The 17,967-nt window shown below is 33.4% G+C and carries 18 protein-coding genes; 8 read left to right on the forward strand and 10 right to left on the reverse strand.

Annotated features, from left to right (window positions below):
• Positions 1 to 127: 127 nt before the first annotated feature.
• The 7 genes from SB689_RS01525 to SB689_RS01555 form a co-directional block, all read right to left on the reverse strand.
• A complete protein-coding gene (locus SB689_RS01525; RefSeq protein WP_410690333.1) occupies positions 128 to 994 on the reverse strand; it encodes a polysaccharide deacetylase family protein in 867 nt (288 codons plus the stop codon).
• Positions 995 to 1,123: 129 nt separating this feature from the next.
• Positions 1,124 to 1,852 (reverse strand): DUF72 domain-containing protein, encoded by a 729-nt coding sequence (locus SB689_RS01530; protein WP_410690334.1) that lies wholly within the window; start codon positions 1,850 to 1,852, stop codon positions 1,124 to 1,126.
• A 175-nt stretch (positions 1,853 to 2,027) separates the two neighbouring features.
• A complete protein-coding gene (locus SB689_RS01535) occupies positions 2,028 to 4,874 on the reverse strand; it encodes a heavy metal translocating P-type ATPase (RefSeq protein WP_410690336.1) in 2,847 nt (948 codons plus the stop codon).
• Positions 4,875 to 5,046: 172 nt separating this feature from the next.
• Positions 5,047 to 5,607, reverse strand: a complete 561-nt coding sequence (locus SB689_RS01540; RefSeq protein WP_410690337.1) for a helix-turn-helix domain-containing protein — start codon at positions 5,605 to 5,607, stop codon at positions 5,047 to 5,049.
• Positions 5,604 to 5,999 (reverse strand): acyl-CoA thioesterase, encoded by a 396-nt coding sequence (locus SB689_RS01545; RefSeq protein WP_410690338.1) that lies wholly within the window; start codon positions 5,997 to 5,999, stop codon positions 5,604 to 5,606. The genes SB689_RS01540 and SB689_RS01545 overlap by 4 nt, the downstream gene beginning before the upstream one ends.
• Before the next feature lie 95 nt (positions 6,000 to 6,094).
• Positions 6,095 to 6,508, reverse strand: a complete 414-nt coding sequence (locus tag SB689_RS01550; protein WP_410690339.1) for a DUF6157 family protein — start codon at positions 6,506 to 6,508, stop codon at positions 6,095 to 6,097.
• A 31-nt stretch (positions 6,509 to 6,539) separates the two neighbouring features.
• On the reverse strand, positions 6,540 to 6,743 hold the full coding sequence (locus SB689_RS01555; protein ID WP_410690340.1) for a helix-turn-helix domain-containing protein: 204 nt from the start codon (positions 6,741 to 6,743) through the stop codon (positions 6,540 to 6,542).
• Between the two features lie 282 nt (positions 6,744 to 7,025).
• Here SB689_RS01555 and SB689_RS01560 point away from each other — a divergent pair, with 282 nt between their 5' ends.
• Both SB689_RS01560 and SB689_RS01565 read left to right on the forward strand, forming a co-directional pair.
• Positions 7,026 to 7,406: an RNA recognition motif domain-containing protein gene (locus SB689_RS01560; protein ID WP_410690341.1), complete on the forward strand. Its 381-nt coding sequence runs from the start codon at positions 7,026 to 7,028 to the stop codon at positions 7,404 to 7,406.
• 151 nt (positions 7,407 to 7,557) lie between these two features.
• Positions 7,558 to 9,111 carry a choice-of-anchor J domain-containing protein gene (locus tag SB689_RS01565; protein WP_410690343.1) on the forward strand — a complete coding sequence of 518 codons (1,554 nt, stop codon included), beginning with the start codon at positions 7,558 to 7,560 and terminating at the stop codon, positions 9,109 to 9,111.
• 41 nt (positions 9,112 to 9,152) lie between these two features.
• Here the strand turns inward: SB689_RS01565 and SB689_RS01570 are convergent, their stop codons facing one another.
• From SB689_RS01570 to SB689_RS01580, 3 genes are read right to left on the reverse strand one after another with little or no spacing between them, the layout of a single operon-like run.
• Positions 9,153 to 10,934, reverse strand: coding sequence for a DUF4153 domain-containing protein (locus SB689_RS01570; protein WP_410690344.1), 1,782 nt, complete (start codon positions 10,932 to 10,934; stop codon positions 9,153 to 9,155).
• A gap of 21 nt (positions 10,935 to 10,955) precedes the next feature.
• Entirely contained in the window at positions 10,956 to 11,432 is a 477-nt protein-coding gene (locus SB689_RS01575; protein WP_410690345.1) for a BlaI/MecI/CopY family transcriptional regulator, read from the reverse strand.
• A 9-nt stretch (positions 11,433 to 11,441) separates the two neighbouring features.
• Positions 11,442 to 12,044 carry a phosphatase PAP2 family protein gene (locus SB689_RS01580; RefSeq protein WP_410690347.1) on the reverse strand — a complete coding sequence of 201 codons (603 nt, stop codon included), beginning with the start codon at positions 12,042 to 12,044 and terminating at the stop codon, positions 11,442 to 11,444.
• 126 nt (positions 12,045 to 12,170) lie between these two features.
• Between SB689_RS01580 and pdhA the strand changes: the two genes are divergently transcribed.
• The 6 genes from pdhA to SB689_RS01610 all read left to right on the forward strand — a co-directional run bounded on the left by pdhA (position 12,171) and on the right by SB689_RS01610 (position 17,943).
• A complete protein-coding gene (gene pdhA / locus SB689_RS01585; protein ID WP_066758706.1) occupies positions 12,171 to 13,175 on the forward strand; it encodes a pyruvate dehydrogenase (acetyl-transferring) E1 component subunit alpha in 1,005 nt (334 codons plus the stop codon).
• 93 nt (positions 13,176 to 13,268) lie between these two features.
• Positions 13,269 to 14,888: a 2-oxo acid dehydrogenase subunit E2 gene (locus tag SB689_RS01590; protein WP_410690348.1), complete on the forward strand. Its 1,620-nt coding sequence runs from the start codon at positions 13,269 to 13,271 to the stop codon at positions 14,886 to 14,888.
• Between the two features lie 187 nt (positions 14,889 to 15,075).
• A complete protein-coding gene (locus tag SB689_RS01595; protein ID WP_410690349.1) occupies positions 15,076 to 15,744 on the forward strand; it encodes an ABC transporter ATP-binding protein in 669 nt (222 codons plus the stop codon).
• A gap of 11 nt (positions 15,745 to 15,755) precedes the next feature.
• A complete protein-coding gene (locus tag SB689_RS01600) occupies positions 15,756 to 16,337 on the forward strand; it encodes a murein L,D-transpeptidase catalytic domain-containing protein (protein ID WP_410690350.1) in 582 nt (193 codons plus the stop codon).
• Positions 16,338 to 16,375: 38 nt separating this feature from the next.
• A complete protein-coding gene (radC, locus tag SB689_RS01605) occupies positions 16,376 to 17,053 on the forward strand; it encodes a RadC family protein (protein WP_410690351.1) in 678 nt (225 codons plus the stop codon).
• Positions 17,050 to 17,943, forward strand: a complete 894-nt coding sequence (locus SB689_RS01610; protein WP_410690352.1) for a hypothetical protein — start codon at positions 17,050 to 17,052, stop codon at positions 17,941 to 17,943. The genes radC and SB689_RS01610 overlap by 4 nt, the downstream gene beginning before the upstream one ends.
• The last annotated feature ends 24 nt before the right edge of the window (positions 17,944 to 17,967 follow it).

Below are 17,967 nucleotides of genomic sequence, written 5' to 3' on the forward strand. Positions count from 1 at the left end.
TTTAAAATTAAAATCTCACTGATTACACAGATTTTCACAGATGATTGTGTATAATTCAATTCTTAAATTAAAAAATATAACATAAACATCTGTGAAAATCTGTGTAATCAGTGGGAAAATAAAAGGATTAATTCAAAATCTCATTAATCTTCGGATAAGCAGATATTTTCCTGAAAACAAATCTATTAGTTTTTTGAAGCTTTTCAATGAAAAGATCAAGTTCGTCAATAGAATCCGCATCAGTTAAATACTGATCATGCGTCAGAAAAACCAAATGTCTTGATGTTTTTTCAAGATCATTAAAGAAAATACTGTCTACTTTTTTCAACATGGCCTGATGGTTTCCTTTCAAAGCCATTTTATTGGTAGGTTTCCATTCCAAATCCCAACCGATGACTTTATATCCTGCTTTTTGCAGACTGTTTGCAGCTAGAGTAGAGCTTTTTAGATCTGTAGCGGTAATATTATTAAGTCTCCAGATATTTCTTCCGGGAGTTCTTGCAATTTTATCGGTTAGTCTTAAACTGTCTTTTGCAATGTCAAAATCACGAACTACAGCCTCAGGATTTTTGTAGAAATCTGTGTATTTATTGTGGGCGTGGGTATAACTGTGATTGGCTAATTCAATCAAAGGATCTTTTCTTAGTAATTCAAGACCGTCCTTTTGTTTTTTACTTCCATAAGCGTGCTGTCCAACGAGAAAAGCCGTGGCGCATACGTTTCTTTTATTTAAAATTCTCAGAAGATTTTCGGTTCCCTGATTGGGGCCATCATCGAAAGTAAGGTAAATAACCCTTTTGTCTGACGGAACTTCTTCATCATCAATTTGGGGGACTATCTTTGCGACGGGATGGACGGTGGAAATCGTTTTTTCAGATTTTTTCTTGTCATTTTGCTGATCACAGCTGTTAAATAAAAACGAAGTTGCACTCATCAATGCAAGCATCCCAAGAAAAGTCCCGTTTTTAGACTTTTCCGCAAAGTTTTTTTTCATAAAAGTAAATGGAAATTAAATTGTTAAAAATCGTTAAAATTTTCAAAATAATGTTAACAAATTACATGCCACATTTGCTTAAAATTTCACTTTTTAAGGATTTTTTAATTTAATTTTTTTTACTGATTTTTATTCCAGAATTTTCTTCAAATACAGGGAATTATGTATTGCAGCAGTTCCCCAAGTATTATTGAAAAATATAAATATTTTATGTTGCGATTTTTTAATTTTTTCAGCTAAATTATTAAGAAATTCTTCTGAGTATTCTGACTTATAAAGGATAGGTTTTCCGTGAAGTCGGTAATATAATATTTCAGAATGATTTATAATAAAATCTTCCGGCAGATTTCCAGGAAAACTTACTCCGGAAAAAATGATGTCTTTTTCTTTTAACATCTCAAAAATTTCCTTTGTCCACCAAGATTCATGACGGAATTCGATGACATTTAAAAAGTTGAAATCGATAGTTTTTAAAATTAAATCAATATTTTCCTGAGTATTTTTAAATGATGGAGGAAACTGATACAAAAATCCTGAAAGTTTTTCCTTTAAATTGGTTTGAATATGACTGCAAAATTCTGAAATTTCTTCTTTACAATCTTTTAATCGTTTTTCGTGAGAAATCACTTTTGGAATTTTAATGAAAAATTTAAAGTTATCAGGCGTTTCATCAAACCATCTGATAAGTGTTTTTGCAGTTGGTTTTCTATAAAAAGTAGAATTGATTTCAACACAATTAAAGGTTTGAGAATATAGGGTAAGAAAGTCTTTATTTTTGGCATCTTCAGGATATAAAGATCCTTTCCAATCTGTATTGTAAAACCCCGAACAACCGATATAAAGATTTTCTTTTTTCATATTCAAAAGTGTATTAAGTGTTTTATGTTTTGGCTAAAGCCAATTGACTGAATATTTTCCAAAAATGGGCTAAAGCCCATTCCTATTGATATGAAAACTTTATTTCCCCCGCAGATTATTATATTCAATTCTTTATAAATTAATATTAATAAAAATCTGCGAAAGAATTAAAAATCTATTTAATATTCAAATCAACAGAATTCAATCGTAATGAATTTAAAATCACAGATAATGAACTGAAGCTCATCGCTGCAGCCGCAATCATCGGAGATAATAAAATTCCAAAAAATGGATACAATAATCCTGCCGCAATCGGAACTCCTAACACGTTATAAATAAAAGCAAAAAATAGATTTTCTTTAATATTTTTCAATAATTTTTCACTTAATAATTTTGCCTGTGCAACGCCAAGAAGATCTCCTTTTAGTAAGGTAATTTCAGAACTTTCAATCGCAACATCTGTTCCGGTTCCCATGGCGATCCCGATGTTGGCCTGTGCTAAAGCAGGGGAGTCGTTGATCCCATCGCCAGTCATTGCTACAATTTTACCTTCTTTTTGCAGTTTTTTTACTTCATTTAATTTATCTTCAGGAAGACAGTTTGCTTTAAAATGTTTGATTCCCAATTCATCAGCAACAGCTTTTGCAGTGTGTTCATTATCGCCTGTCATCATCATAACATCAATGCCTTCAATTATTAATTGATGAACGGCTTTTTTAGAACTTTCTTTAATTTTATCGGTAAAACTAATGAAGCCTAGCACTAAATTATCTTCAGCAACATAAGAAATTGTATGAGCTTTTGACTGAACTTCAACAGCTTTTCGTTTAAGGTTTTCAGGAATTGCAATTTGATTTGAAGTTAGTAGTGTTTCATTTCCGAGATAAATCGTTTTTCCATTGATGTTTCCCTTTACGCCTTTTCCAGAAATATTTTCAAATTGTTGTACTTTTTCAGTATTAATATTTTGCTCTTTTGCCTTTTTGATCACTGCATTCGAAAGCGGATGTTCTGAATTTTGATTCAATGAAAAAGCCAATTTCAAGAGTTGATTTTTATCTTCATTGTTCACGGTTTCAATATATTCTACAGATGGTTTTCCTTCCGTTAAAGTTCCTGTTTTATCGGTAATTAAAACGTTTACTTTATTCATTTGTTCAAGTGCTTCGGCATTTTTAATTAAGATACCGTTCTTGGCACCTTTTCCAATTCCGACCATTAAAGACATTGGTGTTGCAAGACCTAAAGCACACGGACAAGCCACAATTAAAACGGCAACAGCATTCACAAAAGCAAACAATGTTTTTTGACCTTCCGGACCGAAAAATTGCCATAAAATGAACGTAAGAACTGCAATCAAAATAACAGTAGGAACAAAAATTTTAGCTACTTTATCCGTCAATTTTTGAATGGGAGCTTTACTTCGGCTGGCATCATTAACCATTTTTATGATCTGTGAAAGTAACGTTTCATCACCCACTTTTTCGGCTTTCATGATGAAAACCTGATTTCCGTTAATGGTTCCCGAAGATACTCTGTCGTTTGCCATTTTCTCAACAGGAATCGGTTCTCCCGTGATCATACTTTCGTCTACAATAGAATTTCCTTCCGTTATTTTTCCGTCAACAGGAATTTTTTCACCCGGTTTCACTTTTAATAAATCTCCAATTTTCACCTGAGAAAGAAGTACTTTTTTATCTTCACCATTCACCATCAAATTGGCTTCATCAGGAGAAAGATTCATTAATTCACGTATGGCATTTCCTGTCTTTTTGTGAGCGGCAGCTTCCATTAACTGTCCTAAAATAACAAGCGTTAAAATCACAGTAACCGCCTCAAAATATAACGGAATTTCATGATTGTGACCTCGTATTTCATGAGGCATAATGTCAGGGAAAACTAAAGCTATAATGCTGAAAATAAATGCTGCAGCAACACCTAAAACGATTAAACTGAACATATTTAAATTCCATGTTTTTAATGAAATGTAACCTCTTTTCATTAAAAACCAACCTGAATAAAATAGAACGGGAAGCGTTAAAATTAGTTCAATAATTCCCTGAATTTGATGAGAAAAGGGGAAATTAATGAACATTCCACCCATAGAAAGAATGAAAACAGGAATGGTAAAAGCCAGAGAAATAATGAATTTTCGTTTTAAAATATTGTAAGTTTTATCCTCTTCTTCATCATCTGTATCGGGAATTCTTACCAAATCCATTCCACAAATCGGGCAATCTCCCGGTTCGTCACGGATAATTTCAGGATGCATCGGACAGGTATATTTTGCCACTTTTTTCTCTGGATATTTAACTAAATCCATTCCGCAAACAGGGCAGCCAACGTTGCTGTCATAAACCTTGTCGCCCTCACAATACATCGGACAGAAATATTTTCCTGCCATTTCATCCGTAACTTTCGGAGCTTCATGATTATTGATGTGACTATGGGAATGAGAATGTGTATGCGAAGTTGAATTTTTAACTAAATCTTCCGTAATTTCCTCTAAATGCATGTTGCAAACAGGGCAATCAACTTTTTCGTCATAGACTTTATCACTTTCGCAGAACATTGGGCAATAGTATTTTCCAATATTGTCTTTGAAATTTTCAGGTAAGTTGGTAGAAGAGTAGGTTGGTTTATAATTCGGGTCTTTTGCTAATTTCTCTTCGATCGGAACGAGATACATATTGCAATCTGGACATCTTTGTCCTTGCTTGAAATACACTTTATCGCCTTCACATTCCATCGGACAATAGTATACCGAAGATGGAGAAACTCGGTCTTGAGGTTTTATAAAAGCTTTGTCAGGGCTGTTTGGATCTTCTAGTTTATAGTTTCCAATTTCTTCTAATGCTTTATTTAAGGCAGAAATTTCGATTTCTTTATCGGAAATAATGGCTGCTGTGCTGTTTTCCAAATTAATATCAGCTTTAATATCTTCCAGGCTGTTAAGCTTTTCAGATATTTTTTTCTGACAACCGGAACACGTCATCCCGAGTATTTTATATTGTTGTTGCATGATCCTAAATTTATACTACAAATTTCCAAAATGAAAGTGGAAGCTTGTTATAAATTTAAGGATAATGTTTATAGAATTAAGCCTGAGAGTTTGAGTGTCGGAGTGTATTAGAGTTTTTTGTGTAAACTAACTTTCCATTCTCAAACTCTAATACACTCCGACACTCAAACACTCAAACAAAATCCAGGGGTTTTCTAGTGTGAATTTTCAATTTTTTGAACTCAGTAGGAGTGAAGCCTGTGCTGTTTCGGAATTGGGATGATAAATGCTGAACACTTTTGTAGCCTAATTTTCCTGCGATTTCTGTTAATGTGAATTCATTATATAGAAGAAGTTCTTTCACTTTTTCAATTTTTTGAAGAATAAAAAACTGTTCCAGCGTAATATTTTCGTTTTGGGAAAAAGTTTTTGAAAGTGAACTGTAATCTTTGTGAAGTTTCGAGCTTAAAAATTCGGAAATTAAGAAATTTTCATCAATATCAAGTTCACTGATCTTTTCTATAATCAGTGTTTTTATTTTATCGATAAGTTGATGCGCGGAGTCTTTTATTCGCTCAAAACCTGTTTCTTCTAAACGTTTTTCAAGCAATTCCAGAGTAGTTTTTGAAACTTCAGATTCGGATTCGACTTCGCCAAGATTAATTGATGTAATCTTTATATTAAAATCATTAAAAATATTCTCAACGGCAGAAATACACCTGCCACAAACCATATTTTTTATGAAAATTTTCATAACTGACTATTTAATCTGTCTTTTACAAACTCAACTTTCGTTTTTCCGTGTGGTAAAGGATTTCCATCTTCCCCAAGGTTTACCATTACGATTTTGTCTACTGTAATGATGGTTTGGTGCGTCATTTTATTTCTTACATCACATTTCAACGTAATAGAACTTGAACCGAATGTTGAAACTTCAATTCCAATTTCTATGATATCTCCTTGTTTTGCAGAACTTACGAAATTGATCTCAGATATAAATTTGGTAACGACTTTTGTATTTTCCAATTGAATAATGGCGTAAAGTGCTGCTTCTTCATCGATCCATTGCAATAATCTTCCTCCAAAAAGTGAATGATTAGGATTAAGATCTTCCGGTTTTACCCATTTTCTAGTGTGGTAATTCATGTTTCTTTTGTTTGTGATGCAAATTTAGTGTTTAAAACTGGCTTTATCAAAGGAATGAGATTTAGTTATTAAAAGAGAATTATTTATTTTCTCAATCATTTTCTTTTTGATCGCATGGCTTTTACTTTAGTTATTGAATCATCATTTAAGAATGTCTGATAATCTTTGCTTTCTACAGGAAATAAGGCTACTTTACCTTCTGAATCATGATGAATTCCAAAACCATATCTTTTTGATAATGGTGAAGTACGAAGACATGGCTGACCTTTTGAAAAGAACTTGATTCTTTCTTCTTGTTCTTCACTTTTTGAAATATCATTTTTAATCGTGTAACAAGTGAAAATAATATCGTCAGAAGAATATTTGTAAGGATTTTTTACTATTTCATCATATTGTAGATTGGCTAAAGATTTTTCCTTCTTTTCCGGCGGTATCTGTGCTTCTGAAACAGGGCAGTCTTCCGCCACTTCAATAAAGGTATTGATGTAGTTAGTGGTATGTTCTTTCATATTAATGTGATTAAATATATTGCAATTTGCATTATTCCTTATATTCTAATAGGTCACCAGGCTGGCAATCTAAAGCTTTACAAATAGCTTCAAGTGTGCTGAAACGAATGGCTTTTGCTTTTCCGGTTTTTAAAATCGAAAGATTAGATAAGGTAATATCTACTTTTTCTGACAATTCGTTAAGAGATACCTTCTTTTTAGCCATTATTACATCTAAATTTACTATTATTGGCATATAATTTTCAGAATTAATGATTGTTTTTTATGTTAAATAATTCTTAATTTTAATACAAATATCAATGAATATTTATTGAAAAACAATAAATATTTGCCTTTTTTTAATATACAGGCCTTGTGAGCTTTAAAATTGTAGAAAATACGGATAAAAAAAACTTTGATTTGAAATTTTTAATTGTATCTTGCATACGTTTATATTTGGAATCAATATTTGTTCATTAATTTATGTTGCTTTTCTTTTATATACCAAATTTTTATTAATTTTTTAATTTTATTCAAAATGAACATTTTTGTTTCAAACATTAATTACTCAACTAAAGAGTACGAGTTACACGATTTATTTGCAGCTTATGGTGAAGTATCATCTGCTAAAATAGTTACAGACAGAGAAACTGGTCGTTCTAGAGGTTTCGGTTTTGTAGAAATGGGTGATGAAGAAGGAAAACAAGCAATTGAGGCTCTTAACCAGTACGAACTAAACGGAAAAACGCTTAACGTTTCTGAAGCTAAGCCAAGAGAAGAGAAGCCAAGAAGAAGTTTCGACAACAACAGAAGCGGCGGAGGCGGCTATGGTGGTGGTGGAAACAGCCGTGGCGGAAGTGGTTACGGTGGTGGTGGAAACAACCGTGGCGGTGGTAACGGTGGTGGAAATCGTTGGTAAAAAAATATAAGCGGCTTTTTTTAAGCCGCTTTTTTTATGCACTATTGTGATGGAATATTAATTATAGCGCATTTTTTCATACTACTTTCCATTTTTATTTTGAAAACTGACATGAAATTTGTAAGTTAACGTTCAATTTAAAAATAAGGTTATGAAAAAACAACTACTTTTGGCATTGTTCGCAATTCCAATTATTGCGAATGCTCAATTTTTCCAGAATTTTGAAGCCTCTACTGCGCTTCCTACAGGATGGACGGCTCTTAATGGAGGAGATACAAACACTTGGGAAATCATAGATTATACAGGCGGAAGTATTACAGCATACAGCGGTGCGAGAACAGCGTCATTAAGATTCAATTCTGCTGCTCATGATGATTATTTGGTTACACCGGCTATCACGGTTACTGCGGCGGTAAGCGATTACCTTTCCTTTTATGCAAGAAGCCGCGATCCTTTGTATCCGGAAACAATCAGTCTGAAAATCTCTACAACAACACCTACTGCTGGAGCATTTACAAATACGTTATCTGCTACAGTTGCTCCTTCGAGTGGACCAAACTTTTACAGATATTCTTATGATCTTTCTGCTTATATAGGACAGACGATCTATATCGGATTCTATTCTTCAACTACGGATCTTTTCTATTTTGACGTTGATGATGTTTTTGTTGGCCCGAAACCGGCATGTGATATTCCATCTTCTATTGTTGTAAATGGGGTTACATCAAACTCAGCGAATATCAGTTGGACAGCATCACCAACACCGAGCGCAACTTATCAAATCGAGTATGGTCCAACAGGATTTACTCAGGGAACAGGAACTATTGCAAATAGTTCAACTGCATCTGCAACGCTTCCATCTCTTACTCCGTCTACGGCTTATCAGTTTTATGTAAGATCAAATTGTGCAGCCAACGGATTCAGTACTTGGTCTACTGCTCAATCATTTACGACTACTTGTGCTCCTTTAGCAACATTCCCATATGTACAAAACTTTGACAACGCTACAATCCCTTCATGTTGGGGGAATGAAGCAGTTTCAGGCGCTGGTGTAGCTACATGGACGTATGTTACGACTAACGGAAACTCTTCCATTATGCCTAAATCAGCACCAAGAATGGCTGAATTCAGAACAGAAGAACCTGGTGAAAAAGCAAAATTATTATTACCTCCATTGAATATCTCTGCACTTGCAAATCCTGAACTTAGATTTAGTTTAGCAAACGTAAACTGGTTTGGCGATATTGATGAATTGAGAATTTTTTATAAGGCAAACCCATCTGATGCATGGACTCAGGTAGGAAGTTCTTATACTACTGAAAATGCAGCTTGGCTGGATGTAAGTATTCCTCTTCCGAACAAATCTGCAAACTATCTGATTGCTTTAGAAGGTACTTCTAACTGGGCGAGAGGAATTGATGTTGATAATGTTTCTGTGGTTGATGCTTCTGCAACATTAGCAGTTAATGATGTTGCTAAAAAAAGTGGTGTGAAAGTTTATCCAAATCCTGTAAAAGATGTTTTAAATATTAATACTGATAAAAAAGTTAGCAGTATTGAAATATTCTCTTTGACAGGCCAATTGGTAAGAAAATTAGATAATAATTCTAAACAGCTAAATGTATCTGATCTGAAAAAAGGAGTTTACTTACTTCGAGTAAAATCTGAAGGAAAAGATGAATCATTTAAAATTGTTAAGGACTAAATATAATGAAAGCGGCTTTTAAGCCGCTTTTTTTATGCCTTTTATTTCTCTTTTATCAGCAGTACCGCATTGTCATAGTAGATGGCGCCTGCTTTATTGTATGGTGATTTATCATTCGAAATATTAAGAAAAACTACTTTGATATGATATTTACCTAGATCCTTTTCCAGAGAGATTTCGGGTAATTTTATGACTCCTTTTCTGCCTGAATATTCTTTAAATAAATTATTAATGCCAGGAGTGAAGTCTACTTCCTCTTTCGAATTAAGGTCTACTTTTAATGTAATTCCTTTGTCGGATCTTTCAATTATATTGAATTTGTCACCATTTATTTCTTTAGTATCATCATTATAATTTCTTAAATTAAAGAAATATTGATAGTTATCTATCGTGATATATTGTTTTTTAGATTCTAAGCTAAGTCTTTCGTAATCAGAAGTTATCGTTCTGTTTGTATTGGTAAATTCACTTTGAACACTATATCTTAATGATAAAAATGGATTTACTTTAATCTCATTTTCTAAGGTGTGATTCTTTTTTGAATCCACTAGATCTAAAAGAAAATCTTCTTGTTTTCTTTCTGCTAAAAATTCAAATTTATCTCCAATTTCATTAACGATTGTGTCGGTTACTTTCTTTTGAAAATCTATTTTGTTGTTGCTTAATAATTGTTTTTCATTTAATAATTTAAGTAATTCAGATTTTTGACTTCTTTTTGCAACACTGAAGGCATTTAGATAAGGAAATATCAACGCAAAAACTCCAAAAGCAAATAAGCTGATCGGAATAAATTTTATACTAGAATTCTTCTTAAACACAAAATAAATTACAATACTTAAAAGCCACAAAGCTAAAAGAAGCACAAAATATCTCGGCTCAGTATATCCGTACTCTAAAATCCTTGTAAAAATCGCGGTAAACAAAAGAATAATAAGCGGAATAATTGTGAAATAAAATACTTTTGAAAATATTTTGACCCAAGATTTTGTATTATTTTCTTTCAATGGATGAACCAGCAATAAAGCCAGAATTCCTACAATACTGTATGCTAAAACAAGGTAAGAAACCCAACCTCTCGGAAGCTGCCAATTGATCAGTATTTTAAATGAATAGAAATACAAAATGATCACGTAAATAAACAATAATGGAATTAAAATAAATTGCGTGAAAAATTTTAATATTACAGGATATTTCCCGTCTTTTTCAAGGTAATTGAGCCCTATTTCATTAAATAAAAGAAATATAAAACAGCTCCCGAAAATAGCCAGAACAAAGAAAAGATCTGCATAAAGTTTATCATTAAAATCAAAATCAAAAAGCTTATCGACAGCTAAAACAGCCAATTCTACACCTCCCGTCAATACACCCGTAAAAATAACCGTAAGGAAAATATTGACGAAAAGATTCTTGTTATACTGCCAGAAATTAAGCTCTCTATTTTTATCTAAAAAAGGAATAAAAGAAACCAGCAAATGGGAGAGTAGGAAAGTGATGGCGATAATATATCCATAAGTTTCTATGAACTCTTTTTTTTCATCAGGAAAGACAAAATAGAAGCCAATCAGGAAAATAACTCCAAAAATTTCCAATAAAAAAGCCTTACCAATTCTTTGGGAAAGCATTTTTAAAGCAAACAGTAAAGAGATTCCAAGGCCGCAACACATGGTGATTTTGGAATAGGTGAACAGCAATTTATCACTATAATTGGTTTCAGCCATGTAAATAGCTCCGACCGAAGTAAGCAGAGCAATGACCAAAACCATCGGATAGAGAAATACCACATTGCCGGCTTTCCCGATGATTTCCCGGAATTTTGTTTTCATGATTTTAGGTGTTTTTTTGTGTTAATCTTTTTTATTCTTCTTTTTCTTGTCTTTGCCTTTTTTGTCTTTTTTGTCTTTTTTTGGATTTAAAATTTCGTTGGCAATTTCCAATTTCGGCGCTTTTACTTTTGTTTGTTTAAGTTCCATTTTAAGATCAAAATAGGCTCTTAAATCATCCTGAGAAATTAATTTTTCAACCATCAAAAACTCTAAGATCTCTTTTCCTGAATCATGAAAGAAATTATGCGAAAGCTCTTTTAATAAGAATTTTTTATAGTCTTCAAAAGGAACAATTACAGTATATTTAAAAATTCTGCCTTCTTTTTCAGTTGATAAATAGCCTTTTTCAACCAATATTTTTAAGTAAGTGGAAACTGTATTTTGGTGCGGTTTAGGTTCCGGATGCTGCTCCATAACCTCTTTTAAATAAAATGAATTCATTGCCCAAAAAAGTTTCATTAAGTTTTCTTCAGCAGAAGTAAGATGATTTATTTTCATATAATATGATTAATGTTGAAATTGTATATTGCAATAAAGATAAATAAAAGATACCAGAAATGCTATTCCGGCGCCCATAAATACTTCTTTTACGGTGTGTCTCTTTAAAATAATTCTCGTAATTCCTACCAAAGCGGCAACTCCAAGCCAGAGAATTCCCATTTTCCAGTTTATTGCAAAAAATAATGCTGCTACAAACACATTAAAGGCTGTGTGCATCGAACTTTTAATGAAAAAATTACTGATTTGTAAAGAAAAAAGAAGAATTAATATAAAAAGCATGATAAAATCAATGTATCCGTTTTTGATATAATTGAAAACCATGTAACCGATAACACAAACTGCAATAAAAATGTATAAAGTTTTTCTCTGAACCCGATTCGAAACATCCATATTTGTATATCTTCCGGTCTTCACATTCCATACAAGCCAGATCACCACAGGTAAAATCACAATTAATAATATAGGAAGAAAGTGCGCAACGGATTCCTCAAAAGAATACTCCCGAACGCTCATATAGATGAAAAATATAAACAGAGAAGTCAGAGGATTAAAAAAATCTGAGATGATTTTTGAGATTTTATGTATGAGTGAAGGCTGTTTTTCTTCCATATTTAAGTTTGATAATGTAAATATAATACTATAACTAAAAAAACAATTGGTATGTATACAATAAAAATGAAGTTTTTTTTATAATTTTGCTCAACTATTTCATAATAAATAAGCAAGAGCTAACACATGAAAGAATTTTCTAAAGAGGTATACCTGAAGTGGTATGAAGATATGACAATGTGGAGAAGGTTTGAAGACAAATGCCGTTCTCTTTATTTAAAACAAAAAATCAGAGGTTTTTTACATTTGTATAATGGTCAGGAGGCTATACCTGCTGGTTTCACGCATGCAATGGATTTAACTAAAGATAGTATGATCACGGCTTACAGATGTCACATCCATCCAATGGCAATGGGAGTAGACCCTAAGAGAATCATGGCAGAACTTTGTGGTAAAGCTACAGGGACGTCAGGAGGTATGGGTGGTTCTATGCACATTTTCAGTAAAGAACACCGTTTTTATGGTGGTCACGGGATTGTGGGAGGTCAGATTCCTTTAGGTGCTGGTATTGCTTTCGCGGATAAGTTTTTTGACAGAAAAGCGGTAAATATCTGTTTCTTCGGAGATGGAGCGGCTAGACAGGGTTCATTACATGAAACGTTTAACATGGCGATGAACTGGAAACTTCCGGTAGTATTCGTTGTAGAAAACAACCAGTATGCAATGGGAACTTCTGTTAAAAGAACGGCTAACCACGAAGATATCTATAAATTAGGTTTAGGATACGAAATGCCTTGTCTTCCTGTAGATGCAATGGATCCTGTAAAAGTGGCAGAAGCTGCTTACGAGGCTATTGAAAGAGCAAGAAGAGGAGACGGACCAACTTTCATCGAAGCTAGAACTTACCGTTACAGAGGTCACTCTATGTCTGATGCTGAACCTTACAGATCTAAGGATGAAGTAGCTATTCATAAAAATGATGACCCTATCGAATTGGTAAAATCAAGAATTTTATCAAATAACTGGGCAACTGAGCAGGAATTAGAAGTTATCGATAACAAATCAAGAGATTTTGTTGACGAGTGTATCGAGTTCATGGAAAATTCTCCATACCCGGATGTTGATAAAGTATATGAGTATGTTTATTCTCAGGAAAACTATCCATTCTTAGATAAATTTGAAAATCAATAATAATTTGCTGATAGGATGATATGGTGTGTTATTTTTTAACTTTCACTTTTATTATCATCACTTCATCACATTAACAAATTAATAAATTAAATTATGGCAGAAGTTATTACAATGCCGCGTCTTTCCGACACTATGACGGAAGGTAAAGTGGCGAAATGGCATAAAAAAGTAGGAGATACAGTAAAGGAAGGAGATATTTTAGCTGAAATTGAAACAGATAAAGCTGTTCAGGATTTCGAATCTGAATTAAATGGTACTCTTCTATACGTTGGTGTGGAAGAAGGAAATGCTGCTGCTGTAGATTCTGTTTTGGCTATTATTGGTAATGCAGGAGAAGATATTTCAGGATTAACGGGCGGAGCTGCTGCTCCTGCTGCCGGAGGTTCTGAAGAAAAAAAATCTGAAGAAGAAGCAAAAACAGAAAATAATTCTACAAGCGTAGAGCAAACTTCTGCGGAAGTTCCTGCAGGAGTAGAAGTAATTACAATGCCAAGACTTTCTGATACAATGACAGAAGGTAAAGTAGCTAAATGGCACAAAAATGTTGGCGATACAGTAAAAGAAGGAGATCTTCTTGCTGAGATCGAAACAGATAAAGCGGTCCAGGATTTCGAATCTGAATTCAATGGAGTATTATTGAAGCAAGGTGTTGAAGAAGGCGGTGCTGCTCCTGTTGATTCAGTTTTAGCAATTATTGGCCCTGAAGGAACTGATGTTTCTAGTGTTGGTGCTGCAAAACCTGCTGCTCAATCATCAGAAAAGCCTGCAGAACAAAAAGCTGAAGCTAAAACAGAGGAAAAACCTGCGGCTCAGGCTGTAAGTTCTTCATCTACCGACAGAGTTGCAATTTCTCCTTTGGCTAAAAAAATGGCTCAGGATAAAGGAGTTGACATTCACGGTATTCAGGGTTCTGGAGAAAACGGAAGAATCGTTAAAAAAGATATTGAAAATTATCAGCCATCTCAGGCAAAACCAGCTGCATCTGTGGCGACTGCAAGTCCGGCAGCTCAGGTTGCATTAAGTTTTGTTCAGGGAGAAGATACAGAGACTCCAAACTCACAGGTAAGAAATATCATCGCGAAACGTCTTGCTGAAAGTAAATTCTCTGCTCCTCACTATTATTTAATGGTGGAGATTAATATGGATAAAGCAATTGAGGCTAGAAAAGAAATCAATTCTTTACCTGATACTAAAATTTCTTTCAACGATATGATTATTAAGGCGACTGCTGTTGCTTTAAGAAAACATCCACAAGTTAATTCTAGCTGGGCTGGAGATAAAGTGATCCACAGAGGAAACATCAACATCGGTGTAGCAGTTGCTATTCCTGACGGATTGGTAGTTCCTGTTCTTAAAAACACAGATCAGATGACGTATACTCAGATTTCTGCTGGTGTTAAGGATATGGCTGGAAGAGCTAAATCTAAAGGTCTTAAGGCAAACGAAATGGAGGGTTCTACTTTCTCAGTTTCTAACTTAGGAATGTTCGGAATTGAAACATTTACAAGTATCATCAATCAACCAAACTCTGCAATCCTATCAGTAGGAGCAATCATCGAGAAACCGATCGTAAAAGACGAACAGATCGTAGTTGGAAACATCATGAAGCTTTCATTAGCTTGTGATCACAGAGTAGTAGACGGTGCTACAGGTGCTCAGTTCTTACAAACTTTAAAAACATATTTAGAAAGTCCTTTAACTTTGTTACTGTAATTTTCTAAGTTTTGAAATACTAAAACCTCTCAATTTTTGGGAGGTTTTTTTATTTTTAATTTATTTTGTAGATTCAAACCATCAAGGTTTTTAAAAGCTTGATGGTTTAGTATAATAAACACAATTTCCACTCACAATTCACCTTAAATTTCTCTCATATTTCAAATCAAATCACTATTTTTGACTCATGATTAAAGCAAGAAATATCCATAAATCTTATGGGAATTTAGAAGTATTAAAAGGGGTTGATATTCATATCAAAACCGGAGAAGTTGTTTCTATTGTTGGAGAATCAGGTGCAGGAAAATCTACTTTACTGCAGATCTTGGGAACATTGGATTCGCCTTCGAATTCTAATAAATATGATACAGAGATCTCAATGGCAGGGGAGTCATTTATTAATATGAATGACAAGCAGCTTTCTAAATTCAGAAATCAGAATATTGGTTTTGTATTTCAGTTTCATCAGTTATTGCCAGAATTTACGGCACTGGAAAATGTATTATTGCCTACGAAAATCGCCGGAGCCAACGAAAAAGAATCATTGGAAAAGGCGTATGCTTTGTTTGAAGATCTAAAAATCGAACAAAGATTACAGCATAAACCCAACCAATTATCGGGTGGGGAAGCGCAAAGGGTAGCAGTTGCCAGAGCGTTGATTAACTCTCCTAAAATCATCTTTGCAGATGAACCTACAGGTAACTTAGATTCAAAAAATGCGGATGATTTACATAGATTATTCTTCGATTTAAGAGATAAATACAATCAGACATTTGTTATCGTAACGCATAACCCCAATCTTGCGGAAATTACTGACCGAAAATTAGTCATGAAAGACGGAATGATCATCGAGTAAATTCCTGTCAAATGATGAAACACTTTATTTTTTTATTCCTTTTTTTTATTTCCTGTTCTAAATTTGAATCTCAGGCCAATAATGTTGTTGATTATCTTCCAAAATCAAAAATTTCGGAAATTAAAAACTATATTAAAGGGAAAAATTATAATCAGGATTTGGCAGTTTTCATCAATTTTAAAATTCATTCAGGAAAATATAGATATTTCGTTTACGATTTAAAGAATGATAAAATAGTACAGAAAGCGGTTGTTGCACATGGTGAAGGTTCTGTAGTTTCTAACACAAATAATTTACAGTTCAGCAATATTGACGGCTCTCACCAATCATCTTTAGGCAAATACGAAATCCGCGAAAGCTATAACGGAAAATTCGGAAAAGCATATCGTTTAGATGGGCTTGATGAAACAAATAGTAACGCAAGGCAGAGAGCAATAGTTCTTCATTCCTATTATTGTGTTCCGGATAAAGAATCTATAAATCCAGCTTGTTTAAGTTTTGGCTGTCCAATGCTTTCAAAAGACGCATTCAACGAAACTGCAAAATACATCGATCAATCAAAACAACCCATTATTTTATACGCATTTTATTAAACTAATCCCCAAACCCTAATTCCTACCACCTAAAAGATATGTCCATAAAATTCCTTGCAGAAGACGACAGACCCAGAGAAAAGTTTTTGCTGAAAGGCAAAGGCTCACTTTCTGATTCTGAACTCCTTGCAATCATTATGGGAAGCGGAAGTAGGGATGAAACTGCTGTAGAATTGGCAAGAAAAATTTTAGCTTCTGTCAATAATAATTGGCATCAGTTGAGTTTATTATCTGTGAAAGATTTAACGAAATTCAAAGGAGTAGGCGAGGTGAAAGCTATTTCTATTGCAACAGCTTTGGAAATTGGGAGAAGAAGATCGAGTCAGGAAATTCCTGAAAAACCAATGATTTCCAACAGTAACGGAGCTTATCAGATTTTTAAAAATCATTTGGCAGATTTACGGACAGAAGAATTTTGGGCTATTTTTCTGAATCAAAGTAATAGAGTTATTCATATTTCACAATTAACGCAAGGTGGAATTAGTCAGTCGATTGTAGATATTAGGATTTTATTTAAAACTGCTTTGGATCATTTTGCAACCGGAGTTATTGTTGCTCACAACCATCCCTCAGGAAATTTAAAGCCAAGTAAAGAAGATATCGACATCACTCAAAAAATAAAAGAAGCGGGAAGTACCTTAACTATTCAGCTTTTGGATCATTTGATTATTACACAGAATTCATATTTTAGTTTCTCAGACGAAGGATTATTATGATTAGAAGATTGAAATACAACGAAATTGATTTCAAAAAATATACTGAATGTTTAGAAAATTCTGAACAGAGAAAATACTCTGCAACAAAAGATTTTTTGGATGTAACTTCAGGTAAAAACTGGGAAATTTTAGTTTATGGTGATTATGAGGCAATTATGCCGATTGCTTTTGAAAGGAAATTTGGTTGTATTAAGCTCGTTATTAATCCAAAACTTTGTCAGCAGTTGGGGATTTTTTCTAAGACCGATGTTACTGAAATAAATGATGCTTTTTTATCTTTTTTTGAAGCGAAATATAACATTTGGTATTATGCTTTTAATGATGTAAATAAATTTTCTAAGAACTTAAAAGAAAGAAAAAATTTCCTCATTTATCCTGCAGATTATAATGAAGTTAGGCAGAAATATTCTCCAAAAAGGAAGAGAAAACTAAGGCTTGATGCAGAAATTTTACAGAATTCTGAAGTGAGGGAGGTTACGATGAATGAAGCTATTGATTTTATTTCTCAAAATACAATCGGGGCTAAAGATGAAGAAGACAAGAAGGAGTTTTTGCAAACTTTTTCAGATTTTGAAAAAGCTCAACATTTAAAACTCACTGCATTTTTTTATCATAAAACCATTATTAACATCATTGCTGTTTATTCTGATGAAAAAGCATTGGCACTTTTGGGGACTTTTAATGCTAAAGAGCATATTAAACTTTCCGGGTCTTCGGTAATTATTGATCATATTATTTCAGAAAATATTCACAATAAAATCTTTGATTTTGAAGGAAGTGATGTTCCGGCTATTGAGGAGTTTTTTAGAGGTTTTCGTCCGGAATTACAGATGTATCCTACCATTTTAAATTCTAAAAAGCAGATTTTAAAGAAAATTTTTAAGTTTTAGTAATAAGGTAATACCTTTGATTTT

Origin of the sequence: Chryseobacterium sp. SIMBA_038, assembly GCF_046535115.1 — a bacterium.
Classification (GTDB): Bacteria; Bacteroidota; Bacteroidia; order Flavobacteriales; family Weeksellaceae; genus Chryseobacterium.